The organism is Pseudarthrobacter sp. NIBRBAC000502772 (assembly GCF_006517235.1).
Classification (GTDB): domain Bacteria; phylum Actinomycetota; class Actinomycetes; order Actinomycetales; family Micrococcaceae; genus Arthrobacter.
Genome location: NZ_CP041188.1, coordinates 1,320,776 through 1,340,367, shown reverse-complemented (window position 1 = coordinate 1,340,367; position 19,592 = coordinate 1,320,776). Strand labels below are relative to the sequence as shown.

14 protein-coding genes, 1 tRNA gene, 2 rRNA genes and 2 pseudogenes are annotated in these 19,592 nt (G+C 62.6%); 8 read left to right on the top strand and 11 right to left on the bottom strand.

Annotated features, from left to right (window positions below):
• Window positions 1-79: 79 nt before the first annotated feature.
• From NIBR502772_RS06425 to NIBR502772_RS23035, 4 genes are all read right to left on the bottom strand, one after another.
• Window positions 80-628, bottom strand: coding sequence for a hypothetical protein (locus tag NIBR502772_RS06425; protein ID WP_141139539.1), 549 nt, complete (start codon window positions 626-628; stop codon window positions 80-82).
• 236 nt (window positions 629-864) lie between these two features.
• The gene (locus NIBR502772_RS06420) at window positions 865-1,167 is read right to left on the bottom strand and encodes a DUF4193 domain-containing protein (RefSeq protein ID WP_104063859.1); all 303 of its coding nucleotides are present in this window, start codon (window positions 1,165-1,167) and stop codon (window positions 865-867) included.
• Between the two features lie 553 nt (window positions 1,168-1,720).
• Window positions 1,721-2,041, bottom strand: a complete 321-nt coding sequence (locus NIBR502772_RS06415; protein WP_141139538.1) for a GYD domain-containing protein — start codon at window positions 2,039-2,041, stop codon at window positions 1,721-1,723.
• Entirely contained in the window at window positions 2,038-2,469 is a 432-nt protein-coding gene (locus tag NIBR502772_RS23035) for an arginase family protein (RefSeq protein WP_371706874.1), read from the bottom strand. Before NIBR502772_RS23035 ends, NIBR502772_RS06415 begins: the two co-directional genes overlap by 4 nt.
• A 53-nt stretch (window positions 2,470-2,522) precedes the next feature.
• On the opposite strand from NIBR502772_RS23035, the pseudogene NIBR502772_RS06405 reads away from it, so the two are divergent.
• Window positions 2,523-2,729: pseudogene (locus tag NIBR502772_RS06405) on the top strand (helix-turn-helix domain-containing protein); the annotation flags it as partial.
• A 23-nt stretch (window positions 2,730-2,752) separates the two neighbouring features.
• Here NIBR502772_RS06405 and NIBR502772_RS06400 read toward each other — a convergent pair.
• Together NIBR502772_RS06400 and NIBR502772_RS06395 are read right to left on the bottom strand one after the other, a co-directional pair.
• Window positions 2,753-2,826, bottom strand: a tRNA-Thr gene (locus tag NIBR502772_RS06400).
• Window positions 2,827-2,975: 149 nt separating this feature from the next.
• Window positions 2,976-3,866 carry a thioredoxin domain-containing protein gene (locus tag NIBR502772_RS06395; protein WP_141139537.1) on the bottom strand — a complete coding sequence of 297 codons (891 nt, stop codon included), beginning with the start codon at window positions 3,864-3,866 and terminating at the stop codon, window positions 2,976-2,978.
• Between the two features lie 179 nt (window positions 3,867-4,045).
• On the opposite strand from NIBR502772_RS06395, the gene NIBR502772_RS06390 reads away from it, so the two are divergent.
• The 4 genes from NIBR502772_RS06390 to NIBR502772_RS06375 all read left to right on the top strand — a co-directional run bounded on the left by NIBR502772_RS06390 (window position 4,046) and on the right by NIBR502772_RS06375 (window position 9,231).
• Window positions 4,046-5,548: a trehalose-6-phosphate synthase gene (locus NIBR502772_RS06390; RefSeq protein ID WP_141139536.1), complete on the top strand. Its 1,503-nt coding sequence runs from the start codon at window positions 4,046-4,048 to the stop codon at window positions 5,546-5,548.
• A complete protein-coding gene (gene otsB, locus NIBR502772_RS06385; protein ID WP_141139535.1) occupies window positions 5,538-6,368 on the top strand; it encodes a trehalose-phosphatase in 831 nt (276 codons plus the stop codon). Before NIBR502772_RS06390 ends, otsB begins: the two co-directional genes overlap by 11 nt.
• Before the next feature lie 234 nt (window positions 6,369-6,602).
• The gene (locus NIBR502772_RS06380) at window positions 6,603-7,685 is read left to right on the top strand and encodes an ABC transporter ATP-binding protein (protein WP_056346563.1); all 1,083 of its coding nucleotides are present in this window, start codon (window positions 6,603-6,605) and stop codon (window positions 7,683-7,685) included.
• A 124-nt stretch (window positions 7,686-7,809) separates the two neighbouring features.
• The gene (locus NIBR502772_RS06375; protein ID WP_141139534.1) at window positions 7,810-9,231 is read left to right on the top strand and encodes a DUF4032 domain-containing protein; all 1,422 of its coding nucleotides are present in this window, start codon (window positions 7,810-7,812) and stop codon (window positions 9,229-9,231) included.
• Window positions 9,232-9,303: 72 nt separating this feature from the next.
• Here NIBR502772_RS06375 and NIBR502772_RS06370 read toward each other — a convergent pair whose 3' ends face one another.
• The gene (locus NIBR502772_RS06370; RefSeq protein WP_141139533.1) at window positions 9,304-10,674 is read right to left on the bottom strand and encodes an FAD-binding oxidoreductase; all 1,371 of its coding nucleotides are present in this window, start codon (window positions 10,672-10,674) and stop codon (window positions 9,304-9,306) included.
• 196 nt (window positions 10,675-10,870) lie between these two features.
• Here NIBR502772_RS06370 and NIBR502772_RS06365 point away from each other — a divergent pair, with 196 nt between their 5' ends.
• Together NIBR502772_RS06365 and NIBR502772_RS06360 are read left to right on the top strand one after the other, a co-directional pair.
• The gene (locus tag NIBR502772_RS06365) at window positions 10,871-12,625 is read left to right on the top strand and encodes a glycoside hydrolase family 13 protein (protein WP_141139532.1); all 1,755 of its coding nucleotides are present in this window, start codon (window positions 10,871-10,873) and stop codon (window positions 12,623-12,625) included.
• Window positions 12,625-13,671: a LacI family DNA-binding transcriptional regulator gene (locus NIBR502772_RS06360; RefSeq protein WP_141139531.1), complete on the top strand. Its 1,047-nt coding sequence runs from the start codon at window positions 12,625-12,627 to the stop codon at window positions 13,669-13,671. The genes NIBR502772_RS06365 and NIBR502772_RS06360 overlap by 1 nt, the downstream gene beginning before the upstream one ends.
• A 66-nt stretch (window positions 13,672-13,737) precedes the next feature.
• Here NIBR502772_RS06360 and NIBR502772_RS06355 read toward each other — a convergent pair whose 3' ends face one another.
• Window positions 13,738-14,229 (bottom strand): SRPBCC domain-containing protein, encoded by a 492-nt coding sequence (locus NIBR502772_RS06355; RefSeq protein WP_141139530.1) that lies wholly within the window; start codon window positions 14,227-14,229, stop codon window positions 13,738-13,740.
• Between the two features lie 211 nt (window positions 14,230-14,440).
• A complete protein-coding gene (locus tag NIBR502772_RS06350; protein WP_141139529.1) occupies window positions 14,441-15,022 on the bottom strand; it encodes a dihydrofolate reductase family protein in 582 nt (193 codons plus the stop codon).
• 261 nt (window positions 15,023-15,283) lie between these two features.
• On the opposite strand from NIBR502772_RS06350, the pseudogene NIBR502772_RS06340 reads away from it, so the two are divergent.
• Window positions 15,284-15,568, top strand: a pseudogene (locus NIBR502772_RS06340) (ISL3 family transposase); the annotation flags it as partial.
• Between the two features lie 112 nt (window positions 15,569-15,680).
• On the opposite strand, the gene rrf reads toward NIBR502772_RS06340, so the two are convergent.
• Both rrf and NIBR502772_RS06330 read right to left on the bottom strand, forming a co-directional pair.
• Window positions 15,681-15,797 (bottom strand): 5S ribosomal RNA (gene rrf / locus NIBR502772_RS06335).
• A 240-nt stretch (window positions 15,798-16,037) separates the two neighbouring features.
• Window positions 16,038-19,171, bottom strand: a 23S ribosomal RNA gene (locus NIBR502772_RS06330).
• Window positions 19,172-19,592 lie beyond the last annotated feature (421 nt).

The following is a 19,592-nucleotide window of genomic DNA, read 5'->3' as shown; positions in this document are numbered from 1 at the left end:
GCCCGGAAAGTCTCCGGAGCAGGGCGCCGTTTTGGTTTCCTGATCTTGCCTCAACGGCGGTTCAGCAGCGAACCGCGGGTCACCAGAAGTGCGCTACATCCACCACCATGCGGGATCCGGATCCGGGGCCGTCCAGGGTGAAGACCCGGAACGGGAGCCGGGCACGGACGCCCAGTCCGATGCTGGTGTAGCCTTCGAAGCTGCCTGCGTAGGCCACCTGCCGGAAGGTCTGGTATCCCGACACGTTCGAAAGTTCGGCCTTTGCCGCCGGGCTGTAGGTGACGTTGTAATTGCTGTCATAGGACGGTGCGTTCACAGTTGCCTGGAGGAATGCTGAGCCCAACAGTGGGATTTCAAAACCTGAACCGTCCTGGACCACGGTCGGAACGTACTGAACCGTGTAGCCGGCAACAGGGCCGTTGAGATCAACCACCATCCGGTCAAAGCAGTAGTGCTGCCCTGTCCGGACGTTGGTGACGGATGCGGTGCTCATGGCCGGGTCTGATTCAGCCAGCGATCCCCATACGAGTCCGCAATACGATGTGGTTGCCGAGGCGGGCCCCGGAGCCAGGAAACCCAATCCGACAGCCATCAAAATGACTGTCAGCCACGTATGAATCTTTTTCATTGTGGGCCACCCTTCGAGTGATTAGGTAGCTCAAGCGTAGGAGTCTCCAAGGCCACTCAAAAGGGTTGTTGCCGCTTCGGCACGGAACCGTTAATCGGCCTTGGTTCCGGTCACGCGGGCGTAATTCTGAAGCACTTTGCGGGGCAATCGAAACGCTTTTAACACCGTTTCTGCACCCTGCCGTTATGCACAATAACGACGCCGGTGCACCTCACCGGAGTGCCGCCGTCGGCCGTTCAGCCTTCGCACTCGATGCAGTACTTCAGGCCGTTCTTTTCGCGTGCAATCTGGGACCGGTGCCGGACCAGGAAGCAGGATGAGCAGGTGAACTCATCGGACTGTTCGGGAACCACAATGACGGTCAGTTCTTCGCCGGAGAGATCGGCTCCGGGAAGGTCGATGCCTTCGGCGGTGTCGGTTTCGTCGACGTCGATGACTGCGGTCTGGGCACTGCCGCTGCGGGATGCCTGCAGGGCCTCCAGCGACTCGGCGGAAGCCTCGTCGTCAGTCTTGCGTGGAGCGTCGTAATCGGTAGCCATGGCGTGTTCACTTTCGTCGCTGCACGGCACCATTTCAGGCACCTCAGTGAAGCAGTTTAGGTCATTATGCCGCTACTTGGGCAACAGTGTGGCCAACCAGACAGATTTCGTTGGTTCGCCGTCTACGGGATTTGTCCAAGGCGCGGCCGGAACCGTATTGATGCAACCTTGACCGTATCCGGGGGCGAAATCTGAGAAGGCGCCTACAGGATGGATTCGCAGGCCGCTGAGGCCTGCAAAACCCACCCGAGGAGGCCGCTGTGGATACCGCGCTGCCCCTCCCGCCGGCCGACGCGACGCGCTCGCCTGCCGTTCATCCCACCCGGCGGGCGGCCCGCATCGCATCCGGTGCGGCCGTAGCTACCGCAGCTTCGGTAGTCAGGTGGTGCCTACCGGCACTTTCCTGATCCTAAGGGTTGGACGCCGAAACCAGACAGGATTTTTTCGGATATCTCTGAAGGGAACTTGCGGCTCCCTGGTGGGTCCTGCCGGCCGTCCCTTCTAGTGACCGAAGGTTCGACTGGCGCTGCACGAGGCAGCCCAGTCGAAGCCGTTACTGACCAGGGGCCCGGTAGACAGGAGTCTTGCCCACAGCTGCGTCAATATCCTCGGGAGTCATGAGCGGCGTGAGATGAAGGTCCACGGCGCCGGTGGAATTGATCATCAGGGAAAGGGCAACAGCACTCGGCTGATCGGGAACGTCGAAGACCCCAAGGACATCCGTCTCGCCGAACGCGTAGTAGATGCATTCCAGTGATCCCCCAACCGACTCCAAGGCCTTTACAACCGCGTCCCGACGCTTGGACCCACCCTCCTGCATCAGGCCTTTGATGCCCTGACCCACATAATTTGCTTGGAAAAGATACTTAGTCATGGTCGATTCCTGTTCTGCTTTGCCCAGAACACGAACCTATCCGCACGCCCAGAACAGAGGATGAGTGAAGGGTTCTGGAGTTCTCCCCGGCTGGGGTTGTGGGCCGAGTCTAGGCCCTCCCCCGGGAACTGGCAACGGTCGGTTGTACCCACGGTCCAGCCTTCATCCGGCAATGGCAACGAAGCCGGTCGCGGGCTTGTATTCGAGGGGCCGTTCCGGCGCCGTTGCTGGCCCACGGCGTCCGCGGGCCAGCAAGGGCATGGGGCGTAAACCGCCGCGGCTTCCAGCGCTTCGGCGCCTGTTCTCGTCGCTCCTTCGGAGCGGTTCACCATCAGCCCGAGAAGGTCAAAGACCAGAGTCGTTGCCGCGAGAGTGGTGATGTCTGCGTGGTCGTAAGCGGGGGCTACTTCGACGACATCGGCCCCCACGATGTTGATACCGTTGAGGCCCCTCAAGAGGGCAAGCAGCTCACGGGAGTGCAGACATGCAACGGTCCTGGCAGAAGACGGCAACCGCCCTGTTCGCGCACCGGCAGACCATCATTTACCGGATCCGTAAGATCAGTGAGCTGATAGGGATGGACGTGACCGAAACGTCAACCATGGCCCAGCTCTGGTTTGCCCTGCAGATCCATGAGGCGATGGAGGTCGGCGGCAGCGCACCGCTGGATACGCGCCCTCAAGCCTGAACCTGCGGCAGAGACACAATCGGAGCCTCCTGTCGGATTCGAACCGACGACCCCCGCTTTACAAGAGCGGTGCTCTGGCCAACTGAGCTAAGGAGGCGCGCCCCAGGGGGCGTGCGCCGCAACGGCGCTAGATAAGGTTAGCCCAAGTCCGCCCGCTCGTAAAAACGCCGGCCAGGGCGAACCAGGGCAAAAATTAAGGACCTGCTTCCGGAAGTGATCCGGAAGCAGGTCCTCTGGGTGGAAGGACTAGCCCTTCGCGGTGATCGCTGCCTGCAGGAAGTCAGGGAACGGGGTCTGCGCGCTGGCACCCTTGCCCCACTGCTGGCCGTCCACAAACACCGAGGGTGTGCCGGTGACGCCGATCGCCGCGGCCTGCTTGGTTGTGAACTTCACGTACGGACGGTAGGTCTTCTCGTCGATGCACGTGTCAATGTTCTTGGCGCCGATGTCCGTGGCCATGGTCTTGAGCCTGTCGTCGGAAAGACCGGCGGTACCTTCGGCAGGCTGGTTGGCGAACAGCGAGTCCACAAACTCTGCGTACTTCTCCGGAGACTCATTCACAACACACGCGGCGGCGTTGGCTGCACGGGAGGAGTAGTTCGTGGAGGACCTGTTGTCCAGGAACCCGAGCGCCCGGTATTCCACCGTGATCTTGCCCTCGTTGCGCAGCGTCGTCAGCTGCTCGTTGTACTGTGCCTCGAAGTTCTTGCAAACCGGGCAGATGAAGTCAACGTACAGGACCACCTTGACCGGCTTTCCTGCCTCAGCTTCGGCACCGGGGGCAACCACTTCAGCCGGCGCGGTTTTCGGGGGCTCCCCCACGGAGGCTGCGTCCACGGTGGCTGCTTCCAGCTTCGCGACGTCGGTATTGGCCAGCAAGGTGATGCCACCGTTGACGTTACCGTTGGCCGGCGTCGGCCCCTGGTCAGCGATCGGGGCGTTCTGCCGCATCGTTGTGGTCACCACCAGCCCCACCACCACAAGGATGGCCACCACGGCCACCACAATGCCCCAGCCGATCAGCAGCTTGTTGCGCTTGTCCTTCGCCAGCTGCGCCTCACGGATCAGGCGTGCCTTCTCGCGCGCCTCCGAGGTTCGCTCAGCCTTGGACTTACGTATTTCATTTGCGGGGCTCATGTGTTCCTTGGGTCGATCGACATAGGGGGACCACTCTGTGGCGACTCCACCATTTTAGGGGACAAACCTGAGAGCTTGCGCTTTCAACTATTCCGCCCGAATAACCAACGGACGAATGGCCCCGAAGATTCCATCCTATTAAGGTGGCTTAAAGGCACAAGCAACCCCAGGGGGCCGCAATGCAAACACCCGTCCAAGAAAAACCATCAGCTGTACCTGCAACCGGCGCCGCCGCGAGCAGCAACAGCACGGCCGCCACGTACGATTTTATGGTTGTCTCCAACAGGCTGCCCGTTGACCGCTGCGCGCCAGGTGAGAGCGGCGACGACGGCTCGGGCTGGCGCCGCTCCCCCGGCGGCCTGGTGACTGCCCTCGCGCCCATGATGACCAAGACCGACGGCGCGTGGGTGGGTTGGCACGGCGCCCCGGACGAAACCGTCGAGCCTTTCAGCCACGGCGGCATGGACTTGGTGCCCGTCCAGCTGAGCAACGACGACGTTGAGCTCTACTACGAGGGTTTCTCCAACGCCACCCTGTGGCCCCTGTACCACGACGTCATCGCCCCGCCGGAGTTCCACAGAACCTGGTGGGACGCCTACCGCAGGGTCAACCAAAGGTTCGCCGAGGCCGTCGTACGCCATGCCGGCCAGGGTGCCACGGTGTGGGTCCAGGATTACCAGCTGCAGCTGGTGCCGCGGCTGCTGCGCCAAGCGCGGCCGGACCTGCGGATCGGGTTCTTCAACCACATTCCTTTCCCCCCGCCGGAAATCTTCGCCCAGCTGCCGTGGCGGCATGCCATCATTGACGGCCTGATGGGTGCAGACCTCGTGGGCTTCCAGCGCCCCAGCGACGCCGGCAACTTCATGCGCTCCGCCCGCCGGTTCCTCGGCGCCAGCGTCAAGCAGCAGCAGGTGCATGTGAAGGGTAAGGACGGCGAAATCACGCACATCGCCAGGGCCCAGGCCTTCCCCATCTCCATCGACGTAGCCCAGATCAACGAACTGGCCCACAACCCCGAGATCATCGAGCGTGCACGCCAGATCCGCCAGGATCTCGGCAACCCCAAGACCATCCTCCTGGGCGTGGACCGGCTCGACTACACCAAGGGCATCCGGCACCGGCTCAAGGCGTTCGAGGAACTCCTGAACGAAGGCAAGCTGACGGTCGGCGACGCAACGCTGATCCAGGTTGCCAGCCCCAGCCGCGAACGGGTTGAGCAGTACCGCCTCCTGCGCGAGGAAATCGAAGGCACCGTCGGCCACATCAACGGCACCTACGACACCATCCAGAACACGGCCGTCCGCTACCTGCACCACAGCTACCCCGTGGAGGAGATGGTGGCGCTGTACCTCGCCGCCGACGTTATGCTCGTGACCGCACTGCGGGACGGCATGAACCTCGTGGCCAAGGAATACGTCACTGCCCGCAAGGACAACGACGGCGCGCTGGTCCTCAGCGAGTTCGCCGGTGCCGCGGACCAGCTCAAGCAGGCGCTCCTGATGAACCCGCACGATATCGACGGTCTCAAGGACACCATCATGCGGGCCGTCGATTTGCCTCCCAAAGACGCCGCGCGACGCATGCGGTCCATGCGCAAGCAGATCCTGGAACACGACGTCGACCACTGGTCAGCTGACTTCCTGGCCGCCCTGAACGAGAAAGTTGTACGCGATGACTCCTGACGCCCGGCCCGCCAAGGGCCCGCTCACCTTGTCCCCTGAACTCCGGCAGGCCGCTCGGCGCATCGCCCAGACGGAACACCTGCTGGTGGCCATGGATTTCGACGGCACCATTTCCCCGCTGGTTGACCGCGCCGACGACGCCCGCCCGCTTCCGCGCTCGGCCGCCGCCTTCGCCGGGCTCGCCGCCCTTCCACGCACGACGACGGCACTCCTCTCAGGCAGGGCCCTCGCCAGCCTGCGCGCGGTCGCCTCGCCCCCGGTGGACACGTTGCTGATCGGCAGCCATGGCGCCGAGGCGTGGCTGGGCCCCGGCTCCACGGAGCTGACGCTGGACGAGGCCCAGCGCCAGCTGCTGGCCGAAGTCCGAGGCGTCCTGGAGGAGATCGTTGAGCAGGCACCTGGCACGCTCCTCGAAGACAAGCCCGCAGGCGTAGTCCTGCATACCCGGCTGGCCACGGACGATGTTGCCGAGGACGCGGTGGCTGCGGCCCGTTCCGTTCTCCAGGACCGCAAAGGCGTTTTCCTGAAGAACGGCAAACGGGTCCTGGAAACTTCGGTGGTTAACGCCTCCAAAGGTGAGGGCCTGACGTTCCTGCGCCAGATCACCGGGGCCACTGCGGTCCTCTTTGCCGGCGACGACGTCACGGACGAGGACGCCCTGGCGCGCCTGGAAACCGGCGATGTGGGCGTCAAGGTGGGCCTGGACTTCACCCAGGCCGAGTTCCGGGTGGAAGCACCGGCCCACGTGGCAGAACTGCTCGAAGCGCTCCTGCAGGAACGGAGCCTGGTGGTGGCCGAAGAAGAGCCCGGCAGTGACTGAACCTCGGGGACATGTCCAACCTCACATGTGACCTCCGTAACATTTGCACCAAAACGCCAATCGTCTGACATACTCTTGGTTGTGATGTGGCGCACAGGAACCGTGCGGCGTCACGTGATACTCCTCGGCTTCGGCCGGGGAGTACACGGCTGCAATGCCGTGGATAACTGAATTACATGAACCATTCACAACGGATCGTCCGGCACGTACCTGCCGGTGAAGGGATTGATAACTGTGGCTACAGTTACTTTTGATAACGCTACGCGTCTGTACCCGGGCACAGAGAAGCCCGCTGTTGACAAGCTCAACATCGAAATCGCCGATGGCGAATTTCTGGTCCTCGTAGGACCCTCCGGTTGCGGTAAGTCCACCTCCCTGCGCATGCTCGCAGGCCTTGAGGACGTCAACGCCGGCCGGATTCTTATTGGCGACCGCGATGTCACCGATGTTCCGCCGAAGGACCGCGACATCGCGATGGTTTTCCAGAACTATGCGCTGTACCCGCACATGACGGTTGCAGACAACATGGGCTTCGCGTTGAAGATCGCCGGCGTCTCCAAGGAAGAGCGCGCCGAGCGTGTCCGTGAGGCCGCCAAGCTTCTTGACCTCGAGCCGTACCTGGACCGCAAGCCGAAGGCACTCTCCGGTGGCCAGCGCCAGCGTGTTGCCATGGGCCGCGCCATCGTGCGTAACCCGCAGGTGTTCCTCATGGATGAGCCGCTTTCCAACCTGGACGCCAAGCTCCGTGTCCAGACCCGTACGCAGATCGCATCCCTGACCCGCCGCCTCGGCGTCACCACCGTTTACGTTACCCACGACCAGGTCGAGGCCATGACCATGGGTGACCGCGTGGCTGTGCTGAAGGACGGCCTGCTGATGCAGGTTGACACCCCGCGCAACCTCTACGACAAGCCCAAGAACGTCTTTGTTGCCGGCTTCATCGGCTCCCCCGCCATGAACCTGCTCGAACTGCCCGTGGTCGACGGCGGCGTTCAGTTCGGCGGAACGGTCTACCCCGTGCCGCGCAACATCCTCGAAGAGGCCCACGGCAGCACCGTCACCCTGGGCAGCCGCCCCGAGGACCTTGAGCAGGCCTCTCACGGTGAGGGTCTCCAGGTCGAGGTCGACGTTGTTGAAGAACTCGGTGCCGACGCCTACGTCTACGGCCACACGACGCTGGACGGCAAGGACCACGACATCGTGGCACGCGTCGACGGCCGCCGTCCCCCGCTGAAGGGCGACACCATCTACGTCCGTCCGCAGTCGGGCCACGTGCACCTGTTTGACACCAAGACCGGTCTGCGCCTGGGCGACTAGTCCCCACCGATGATCGAGCCTGTCGAGATCTAACCGACGGCGGCCCTCCTGACTGGACGGGCCGCCGTCGGCGTTTAAGCCCGAGGTTTAGGCCAGCCGCCCCTCTGTACGAAAGAATTGATCCATGACCGACGAAAACAGTGCACAGTGGCACGACGAGCCCACGGACTACGCGCAGGTCGGCAAACTTCCGCGCTTCGAGGCAGCGAGCGCCAAGGATGACAAGGTCCTTGCCGCTTCCAGCTCGCTGAACATCACGGCGGCGTCCGCGGATCCCGAACTCCTGGACCTGCCCTGGCACATCGCCCTGGAGGACTGGCCGGCCGAGAACCTGGCAGCGCTCCCCCGCGGCATCTCGCGGCACATTGTGCGTTTCGCGCACCTGGGCGGCTCCGTCATCGCCATCAAGGAAACGTCCGAGCATGTGGCCCGCCACGAGTACCATATGCTCCGCAAGCTGGCCCGCCTGGACGTCCCGTGCGTTGTCCCCGTTGCTGTCATCACCGGCCGGACCACCCTGGATGGGCGGCCCTTGAACCCCGTCCTGGTCACCCGCCACCTGAAATTCTCCATGCCGTACCGGGCCCTGTTCTCGCAGATGCTGCGCAAGGACACACTGACCAGGCTCATCGACGCCCAGGCCCTGCTGATGGTCCGGCTGCACCTCATCGGCTTCTACTGGGGCGACGTCTCCCTCTCCAATACGCTCTTCCGCCGTGACGCGGGCGCGTTCGCCGCCTACCTGGTGGACGCCGAAACCGGCGAGCTGTATCCCGATCTTTCCACCGGCCAGCGCGAGTACGATCTCGAGATTGCCCGGGTCAACATCGCCGGCGAGCTGATGGACCTCCTGGACGGCGGCCTGATCGAGGAAAAGGTGGACCCGGTGGCCACCAGCGAACTCATCATGGAGAGCTACCGGCGCCTGTGGACGGAACTGACCGAGAAGGAATCCTTCGAAATCGGCGAACGCTGGCGCGTGGCCGCCCGGATCCGGAAGCTCAACGAGCTGGGGTTCGACGTCGAGGAATACGCCATCAAGACCACCCAGAACGGTTCCACCATCCAGCTCCAGCCCAAGGTGGTCGACGCCGGACACCACCAGCGCCGGCTGCTGCGCCTGACCGGACTGGACGCCCAGGAGAACCAGGCGCGGCGCCTGCTCAATGACATGGACTCCTTCCGGGCGGACAACAACCCGGGGATGGACGAGGAATACAGCGCGCACCTCTGGGTCAGCCAGGTCTTCGAACCCATCGTGCGTTCGATCCCCCGCGACCTGTCCCGCAAGCTGGAGCCGGCGGAGGCGGTCCACGAGGTGCTGGAGCACCGCTGGTACATGTCCGAGGAGCAGGCCCGCCACATTCCGCTTGCCGAGGCAGTGCAGTCCTACATCGAGTCCGTCCTGCGCCACCGCCGGGACGAGGCCGCCATCATGCTCAACCCGGATACTGCGATGCTGAAGATCCTCGAAGTGGAAACCGAGGAGTCCTCCCGCTATGGTGCCGACGAATCCATCGAAGAGTACCCCGACGTCGACGACTGACCGGACCGGGAGCCGCTGCCGGGCCGCGGTGGCAGCACGGCTGTGTTAACACCCCCAACTAGGTAGCGGACTTTAGATGGCCTTGCCCGGGTTCAGGATGCCGGCCGGGTCAAAGAGTTCCTTGATCCTGCGCTGGAGCTCCCTGACGGGTTCCGCCTGCTCCAGGCCCAGCCAGCGCAGTTTGTACTGCCCGATCCCGTGCTCGCCCGTGATGGTGCCACCCATTTCGAGCGCAGCCTCGATGGAGGCATCCAGGGCAAGATTCAGCCGGGCCATGGCGTCAGCATCCACCGCGCTGTCCTGGCGGTCGATCCAGAACGTGGGGTGCAGGTTGCCGTCGCCCGCGTGCGCCACCACCTTCAGGCTCACACCATGTGTTGCCGCGAGGTCTTCCAACGCCGCCACGTAATCCACCAGGCGTGAGCGCGGCACGGCCACGTCCTCGCCCACACGGTATTCGTCATCCACTTCCACGCCACGGCTGTTCCGGCGGAGCTCCACGAGCTGCTCGGCTTCTGCCGTGGATTCCGTGCTCACCGTTGCCCCGCCGGCGGCTAGGACGGAACGCACGACGTCGGCCTCCGCCGCTGCCCCGAACCCGTCGGTCTGGATCAGGAGCAGCGAACGGCCGCGGGAGCTCAGGTCGGAGCCGTGGAGTTCGTCCAGCTGGGCCAGCGTCCCGCCGTCGAGCAGTTCCATGATGGCCGGCTGCACGCGGGCCCGGCCCACCGCCAGGACGCCGGCAGCGGCCTGCCTGAAGTCCGGGTAGAACGCGGCGATGGTGTGCACGTCACGGGGCAGGTACTTGAGCCGGACGGTTGCCCCCACCACGATCCCCAGAGTGCCCTCGGAACCAACAAACAGGCCCGTGAGGTCGTAGCCCGCCACGCCTTTGAATGTCTGGTGGCCGGTGTGGATGAGGGACCCGTCGGCCAGGACAACATCCAACCCCAGCACCGAGTCGCGGGTGACGCCGTACTTGGCGCAGCGCAGTCCCCCGGCATTCGTGGCAACGTTGCCGCCGATCGTGGAGGAACGGAAGCTTGCCGGATCCGGCGCGTACATCAGGCCATGCACTGCGGCGGCCTCGTTGAGGGCGGCGTTGACCACGCCGGGTTCGACGACGGCGGTCTCGTCGTCAGGGTTGAGGTCAAGAATGCGGTTCATCCGTTCCAGGGACAGGACTACGCAGTTCCTGCTCGCGTGCGCGCCCCCGGAAACGCCTGTTCCGGCTCCGCGGGCCACGACGGCGACGTTGAGGGCCGCACACAGCCTGACCACGGCCTGCACGTCCGCCACAGACCCGGCGAAGACCACCGCTTCGGGGAGCTGGAAATCCGTGATGGGGGCCTGGTCCACGGCATACCTCGCGAGCAGCTCCTCTTCGGTACTGACCTGCCCTGACCCGAGGGCGCCCACCAGCCCTTCAACCAAGCTGCCCACGCAGCCTCCCGTTCGTCGTCGTTGTCGTTCTCCCCAGTCTAGGGCGGGCCACGACGTCGCAAACGCGTCACAATCCCGGGCTGCTGCAAGCGTTTCCACAGGTCAGACCCATTTCTCCTAGAACACCGAATTGCATCAGCAAATACATGCTGGAAGCGTTTCCATATCATGACGCTGCTCAACTAAGCTGATCAGCATGTCTGTTGATTCCATGATCACCACCGCAGCTCCGCTGGCAGGTCCGCTGACCCTCATCCACGATGCCGACAATGCCCCCGGCTGGTGGCGCTCCGCCGTCATCTACCAGGTGTACCCGCGGTCCTTCCGGGACCTCAACGGCGACGGCATCGGCGATCTCGCCGGGATTACCGCGGAACTGCCGCAACTGGCCGAGCTGGATGTGGACGCCGTCTGGCTGTCGCCCTTCTACAAATCCCCCCAGCGCGACGCCGGCTATGACGTCAGCGATTACTGCGACGTGGATCCGATCTTCGGCACCCTGGGTGACTTCGACGTCATGATTGCCGAGGCCAACCGTCTGGGGTTGCGGGTCATTGTGGACCTGGTTCCCAACCACTGCTCGGACCAGCACGTTGCTTTCCAGGCAGCCCTCGCCTCCCCTGCAGGGAGCCCGGAGCGCGACATGTTCATTTTCCGGGACGGCAACGGACATGAAGGCCACGAACCGCCCAACAACTGGCAGTCCCACTTCGGCGGTCCGGCCTGGACCCGGGTCACCGGACCCGACGGCCAGCCGGACCAGTGGTATCTGCACCTGTTTGATTCCTCCCAGCCGGACTTCAACTGGGACAACCCGGCCGTGCACGCCGAATTTGAGCGGGTGCTCCGTTTCTGGCTGGACCGTGGCGTTTCCGGCTTCCGGGTGGATGTCGCCCACGCGCTGGTCAAGGCACCGGGCCTGCCTTCCTGGGGTGGACGGGCCGACGGCGGCAGCTCGCACGGCTTCCCGGGCCATGAGGCCCCGATGTTCGGCCAGCCTGCTGTGCACGACATCTACCGTGCCTGGCGCGTCATTCTTGACCAGTACGGGCCCGACCGTATTCTGTGTGCGGAGGCCAACGTGGATCCGCTCCCGCGGCTCGCGAACTGGGTCAGGCCAGACCAGATGCACCAGGCCTTCAACTTCCCGTTCTTACACGCCGGCCTCGACGTGTACCGGCTCCGGTCCGTCATCAGCGATTCGCTCACGGCGCTGGATGCCGTGGGCGCACCGAGCACCTGGGTGCTCTCCAACCACGACGTGGTCCGGCATTCCAGCCGCTTTGGCTACAACGGGTCCGGTCCGCGCGATGGCGACGGCATCGGTGCGGCCGATCCGCAGCCGGATACAGCCCTGGGCCGCCGGCGTGCAGCCGCCGCCTCCCTGTTTATGCTGGGACTGCCCGGCGCCGCCTACCTGTACCAGGGTGAGGAGCTTGGGCTGCCGGACGGCATCGATATTCCGGAGCACCTGCGGCAGGATCCCACGTTCGCACGCACCGGAGGGGCCCGGCTGGGCCGCGACGGCTGCCGGGTTCCCCTCCCGTGGCGCAGCACAGAACGGCACCTGGGCTTTGGCTCCGGCCAGGATCCCTGGCTTCCCTTGCCGGCGAGCTTCGCGGACCTGGCACGGGACGCACAGGCCGCATCGCCGTCGTCGCATCTTTCCCTGTACCGGAACATGCTGGCGCTGCGCCGCGAACTGGGTTTGGGCCGCGGGTCACTGGCTTGGGCCGAGGACTGGTGCAGCGGTTCGTCACTGGCGTACCTGAACGGCGATACGCTGGTGCTCATGAACCTCAACCACGAACCGCTGGAGATGCCGGCAGGCAGCGTCCTCGTCCGCAGCGCCGGCTCTGACTCTGAGTTCGGCTCCGGCTCGGATGCACCCCATTTCCTGGCGTCCGGGGAAACCGCCTGGCTGCGGGTTGGCGGAGGCGACGCGGCATAGTGGGACCTGCGGGCATCAAGGACGTTGCCGACCGCGCCGGGCTGTCGATCGCCACTGTGTCACGGGCGCTCAGCGGCAAGGCGAATGTGTCGGCCAAGAGCCGCCAGCTGGCAAAGGCGGCAGCCGACGAACTGGGCTTCGTCCCGTCCTACCACGCGTCCAGCCTGGCTTCAGGCCGTAACCACAACGTGGGGCTGGTGGTCCCGTCCATCCACCGCTGGTACTTCTCGTCCGTGGTGGAGGGCGTGTCCGGCACCTTGCTCGACGCCGGCTACGACCTCACCCTGTACAACGTGGGTGACCGGCCGGAACGCCGCCACAGCGTCCTGAACGATTTCCTGCTCCGCAAGCGGCTGGATGCGGTCATCGCTGTGGCGCTGGTCCTGAGCGAGTCAGAAATCAAACAGCTCCTGGCAATCCACCGTCCGATCGTCGGCATCGGCGGTGCCCTGGCCGGCGCATCCACCATCAGGATTGATGACGCCCGCCTGGCCAGGACAGCCACCGAGCATCTCCTCGGGCTGGGCCACACGCGAATCGCACACATCACCGGCGATGCCGAATTGAACCAGGACTTCAAACTCCCCGGGATACGCCGCGCTGGCTTTGAGGCAGCAATGCAGGCTGCGGGGCATGCTGTCCGCCCCGAATGGGTAGTGTCCGCGGACTTCACTATCCAGGGCGCCTATGTGTGTGCCCGTAATCTCCTGGCCTCCGCAGCCGGGCGGCCCACTGCGGTTTTTGCAGCCTCCGATGAGATGGCGATCGGGGCCATCCTTGCCGCCCGCGATTTCGGCCTGCGCGTGCCGCAGGATCTCTCCGTGATCGGCATGGACGGGCACGAACTGGGCGAGGTTTTCGGGCTGACCACCATCAACCAGGATGCACGCGGCCAAGGCGCCCTGGCGGCCCGCATGCTGTTGGAAACGCTCGACGCCGGCGCGAAGCGGCCTGCCAAGGGCACGCCACCGTCAGCAGCGGCCACCGACCGGGAGTACCCTACGGAGTTCCTCGTCCGGAACAGCACGGCCGTCCCGCCGGCCTGACCGTGGCCCTCAGTCCATTCTGAGCCGGGTCCGTCCCAAGCTGCTATTCAGGGCCGGCCGTCAGGCCTAAGCTTCCCCGCCCATGAACCTCACGAAACAGTCCAGCACCTTCGGCCAGCCGGCAGCATAGTCGGCGCGCGCTGCGGCAGGATCCTCCGCACCTTCCCAGCCGTTGTGGACCAGGCGCAGCTCGGTCCCGGATTCCACGGCCCTGAACGCGACTCGCAGCTCGGTGGACCAGATGGCGGTGGTCCCGGGATGCCAGGACGCATGGAAGGAAAGCGGCGGCTGCCAGTCATCTATGGAACCCCAGACGGCGGTCCTGCCGTCGTCAGCTGTCTCCACGATGAGGTTCTCTTCAAACTCAACGTAAGATCCTGCACCGTACACACCGTGTGAATCCAGCGGCCACCACAAGTGCGTGTGGTCCGTGAAGCCGGCGAACGCCTGCGCCACCGGCCCCGGCACTGTGACAGTGCAGATGACAGGTTCAAGGTTCTCTGCGGGCTCAACTGAAGCGGGGAGGGCGTCGTCCGCGTGGCTGAAAAGGTTATCCATGGACGCCAACTCTACGCGGCTCCAGCGTCCGCCACAGTCGACGCTCTCTCACTTTCTGCGGGTTTCAGGGCTCGTCACAGTTGAGGGTGTAATCGCTGGCTGGATGTTGGCTGGCGCGTCGGTCCCGGGGCAGCGATGCGCAACCGCAGCCGGAGGCCCGATCCTGTGTCACCGTTCGCAGTGGACTTCTTCGCGTACCCGCTCAGATCGGTCAACGGCGCACCGGATAGCGCAGGTGAAGCACCCGGTTGCCCTGAATCACCACGTCGGGATCCTCCAACAGGTGCTGTGCCTGGACCGACCCGAAGTAGCGCTTGCCGGACCCGAACACGACGGGTACGACGTCCATGCGCACCTCGTCGACCAGTCCCGCGGCAAGCACTTGGCCACCGACGTCGCCAGCGGCGACCTCGACGATGCGGTCACCCGCGAGCTCCTGCGCCTTGGCCACGGCCGCCTCAACGCTGTCGACGAAGTGAAATGGCGCCTCGGGGTCCCAGTCCTCGGGCTTCGGCCGGTGCGTTACGACGACCACGTGGTCGATCCCGCCCGGAGGCTTGCCGTCCCAGCCGTCCGTCAGGTCGAAGACGTGGCGGCCGGCGATTGTCGCCCCGATCTGGTCCCAGTACGGCCGGGTGTAGTCGTAGGACGTCTGCGACACCTTCAACTCGCCGCTCCCGTCCAACGGGACATCACCGCTGGTCAACCAGTCGAACAAGGGTCCGGGCTGGTCGTTCTCGTCCGCGATGAAACCGTCCACCGACACCGAGCTGTACATGACCACCTTGCCCACGGGGTTCTCCTTTGCTTTGGGGTGCCCCCATATTAGCAAGTCGTGAGTTGTCGCTCTTGTAGGAATTCAAATCGGCTGGCAGCGGCCAGCCGTCCAGCGCGTGGCCGGGATGTTCGCGCAGGAACCGCCGCCTGACTTCGAAGTACCGGGTCGGCGTGAGCCCGGTGAAGGCCCGGAACTCTTGGCCGAAGTGGGCCTGGTCGAAGTAGCCTGCGCCACCGGCGAGGTCACCCCAGTCGATCGGTCCGGCGGGGTTGATCGAGAACACGGGTCCAACTCGCGATCCACGGCCTCCGCGGTCACAAGGACGACCCTCTACGCCGCCAGGAGGAACCTGCACACCGGCGCCGACCTACTCACCGGCGAGCAGAAGGACCGGTTCACCGCCCTGTTTGCCGCCGAGGAGCATGTCGAAGTCGAGGCGACGTGGGGGATTTACCAGCGGATGATCGCCCGCCTACCGTCACCCGGATCGAACGAAGGCGCGAGCTGATGCAGAACCTGATCGGGTCGGTCAGCGCAGGCGTTCCCGCTGCGCTGAGCGAGGCGATCAACGGGCGACGGGCCGATTAAGTGAGAGGGGTGTTTTGTGGTGTGGTGGTTAACGTGGGAGAGCCCCCCAACCTGGTGGTTGGGGGGCTCTCGACCTGTAATGATGTTCCGGCGGTGACCTACTCTCCCACACCCTCCCGGGTGCAGTACCATCGGCGCTGTGGGTCTTAGCTTCCGGGTTCGGAATGGGACCGGGCGTTTCCCCCACGCTATGACCGCCGTAACCCTTCTACCCGGCCCGCCAGTTTTGAGGCTGGGGGTGGGAAATCTGTGGTTACAACATGCTCCTGCCGGTTAAGGCAGGTGTGGTGTTGTTATTGTGTTGTGTTTTTTGTTCCCTGTGCAACAAGCCCGTGGTGTTGGGTTTGTTGTTTGGGAACCACATAGTGGACGCAAGCAGTCTTGTTTTCTTTTTACCACCCCGTGGTTGCAAACGCTTTTGAACCGTTTGCGGGGGTGGTGTGTGGTGTAAGTTATCGGCCTATTAGTACCGGTCAGCTTCACGAGTCGTTAGTCCTCGCTTCCACATCCGGCCTATCAACCCAGTGGTCTGGCTGGGGGCCTCTCACACACAAGGTGTATGGAAATCTCATCTCGAAGCGAGCTTCCCGCTTAGATGCTTTCAGCGGTTATCCCATCCGAACGTAGCTAATCAGCGGTGCACTTGGCAGTACAACTGACACACCAGAGGTTCGTCCGTCCCGGTCCTCTCGTACTAAGGACAGCCCTTCTCAAATTTCCTGCGCGCGCAGCGGATAGGGACCGAACTGTCTCACGACGTTCTAAACCCAGCTCGCGTACCGCTTTAATGGGCGAACAGCCCAACCCTTGGGACCTACTCCAGCCCCAGGATGCGACGAGCCGACATCGAGGTGCCAAACCATGCCGTCGATATGGACTCTTGGGCAAGATCAGCCTGTTATCCCCGAGGTACCTTTTATCCGTTGAGCGACGGCCATTCCACAATGTACCGCCGGATCACTAGTCCCGACTTTCGTCCCTGCTCGAGATGTCTCTCTCACAGTCAAGCTCCCTTGTGCACTTACACTCGACACCTGATTGCCAACCAGGCTGAGGGAACCTTTGGGCGCCTCCGTTACTTTTTAGGAGGCAACCGCCCCAGTTAAACTACCCATCAGGCACTGTCCCTGACCCGGATTACGGGCCGAAGTTAGATGTCCAAAGTGACCAGAGTGGTATTTCAACGATGACTCCACCCGAACTGGCGTCCGGGCTTCAACGTCTCCCACCTATCCTACACAAGCCACTCCGAACACCAATACCAAACTATAGTAAAGGTCTCGGGGTCTTTCCGTCCTGCTGCGCGTAACGAGCATCTTTACTCGTACTGCAATTTCGCCGAGTTTATGGTTGAGACAGCGGGGAAGTCGTTACTCCATTCGTGCAGGTCGGAACTTACCCGACAAGGAATTTCGCTACCTTAGGATGGTTATAGTTACCACCGCCGTTTACTGGGGCTTGAATTCTCAGCTTCGCCGTAAGGCTAACCGGTCCTCTTAACCTTCCAGCACCGGGCAGGAGTCAGTCCGTATACATCGTCTTGCGACTTCGCACGGACCTGTGTTTTTAGTAAACAGTCGCTTCCCCCTGGTCTCTGCGGCCCCGATCCCCTCCCACCAGCAAGTGGTGTTCAAGGTTGGGGCCCCCCTTCTCCCGAAGTTACGGGGGCATTTTGCCGAGTTCCTTAACCATAATTCTCTCGATCGCCTTAGTATTCTCTACCTGATCACCTGTGTCGGTTTGGGGTACGGGCGGCTAAAACCTCGCGTCGATGCTTTTCTCGGCAGCATAGGATCACCAAATCCCCCCGTGAGGGGGTCCCATCAGATCTCAGGTATCATGAACGGCGGATTTGCCTACCGTTCGCCCTACATCCTTAGACCGGGACAACCATCGCCCGGCTTGGCTACCTTCCTGCGTCACACCTGTTAATACGCTTGCCTCCCAGGATCAGGTCCCGCGCTCCACCAAAACCCTTCCACCACAAGGGCGGTCAGGCAGGTTTCGGGCGGTTAGTATCCCCTGTTCAACATGGACGGTTTTTCGCCGGTACGGGAATATCAACCCGTTGTCCATCGACTACGCCTGTCGGCCTCGCCTTAGGTCCCGACTTACCCAGGGCAGATTAGCTTGACCCTGGAACCCTTGATCATTCGGCGGACGGGTTTCTCACCCGTCTTTCGCTACTCATGCCTGCATTCTCACTCGTGTAGGCTCCACCGCTGGTTTACACCGCGACTTCACTGCCCACACGACGCTCCCCTACCACTCCAGACGCCTGAACCAACCCACAAGGGGCGGCTTAGCTAATATCTGAAATCCACAACTTCGGCGGTGTACTTGAGCCCCGCTACATTGTCGGCGCGGAATCACTTGACCAGTGAGCTATTACGCACTCTTTTAAGGATGGCTGCTTCTAAGCCAACCTCCTGGTTGTCTTCGCAACTCCACATCCTTTCCCACTTAGCACACGCTTAGGGGCCTTAGTTGGTGGTCTGGGCTGTTTCCCTCTCGACTATGAAGCTTATCCCCCACAGTCTCACTGCTGCGCTCTCACTTACCGGCATTCGGAGTTTGGCTGACGTCAGTAACCTTGTAGGGCCCATTAGCCATCCAGTAGCTCTACCTCCAGCAAGAAACACGCAACGCTGCACCTAAATGCATTTCGGGGAGAACCAGCTATCACGAAGTTTGATTGGCCTTTCACCCCTACCCACAGCTCATCCCCTCCATTTTCAACTGAAGTGGGTTCGGTCCTCCACGACGTCTTACCGTCGCTTCAACCTGGCCATGGGTAGATCACTTCGCTTCGGGTCTAGATCACGCCACTGCAACGCCCTATTCAGACTCGCTTTCGCTACGGCTTCCCCACACGGGTTAACCTCGCGACGTAACACTAACTCGCAGGCTCATTCTTCAAAAGGCACGCCGTCACAACTACAAGGCTGCTCCGACGGATTGTAAGCACACGGTTTCAGGTACTGTTTCACTCCCCTCCCGGGGTACTTTTCACCTTTCCCTCACGGTACTGGTCCGCTATCGGTCATTAGGGAGTATTTAGGCTTATCAGGTGGTCCTGACAGATTCACACGGGATTTCTCGGGCCCCGTGCTACTTGGGATACTCTCCAGGCGGCACAAAACATTTCGGTTACGGGGCTCACACCCTCTCTGGCCGGCCTTTCAAGACCGTTCACCTATGCCTGCACATCACACCTCACCAGTCCGGCAGAACTGGTATGGAAAGTCCCACAACCCCGACCATGCAACGCCCGCCGGCTATCACACATGGAACGGTTTAGCCTGATCCGCGTTCGCTCGCCACTACTGACGGAATCACTATTGTTTTCTCTTCCTGCGGGTACTGAGATGTTTCACTTCCCCGCGTTCCCTCCACGCACCCTATGTGTTCAGATGCGGGTCACCAGGCAGCTCGCGCCCCTGGCGGGGTTTCCCCATTCGGACACCCTGGGATCACAGTCCGGTTATCGACTCCCCCAGGCTTATCGCAGATTCCTACGTCCTTCTTCGGCTCCTAATGCCAAGGCATCCACCGTGTGCTCTTAAAAACTTGACCACAAAAGATCAAAAACGCTAATTTTCGAGAGAACCATGAAAACCACCCACACCCAAAAGAGTGCAGACAGATCCAGGTTCATAATTCTTGGAAATTGCTTCTTATAAAAGATGCTCGCGTCCACTATGTAGTTCTCAAACAACAACCCCAAACCACACACCCCACACACAAAAAAGTGCGCGCTCGATGCAGCCAGGAAACCAGAAACAAACAAGTACCGGGAAAACCCGGCCCTGTTGCCTCAGGACCCAACAGTGTGCCAAACACTAAACCACCCACCCCCAACCCACACCGATCCAGGAGAAGCTTCCGAGGAAACCATCCGTACTGGGCGAGGAAAGAAACAAGCGGCCGCTATTCGTTGATATTCCACCCTTGAGCACCCGCCGCAGAACAATCGTCTGCGCAACGGGCATATACT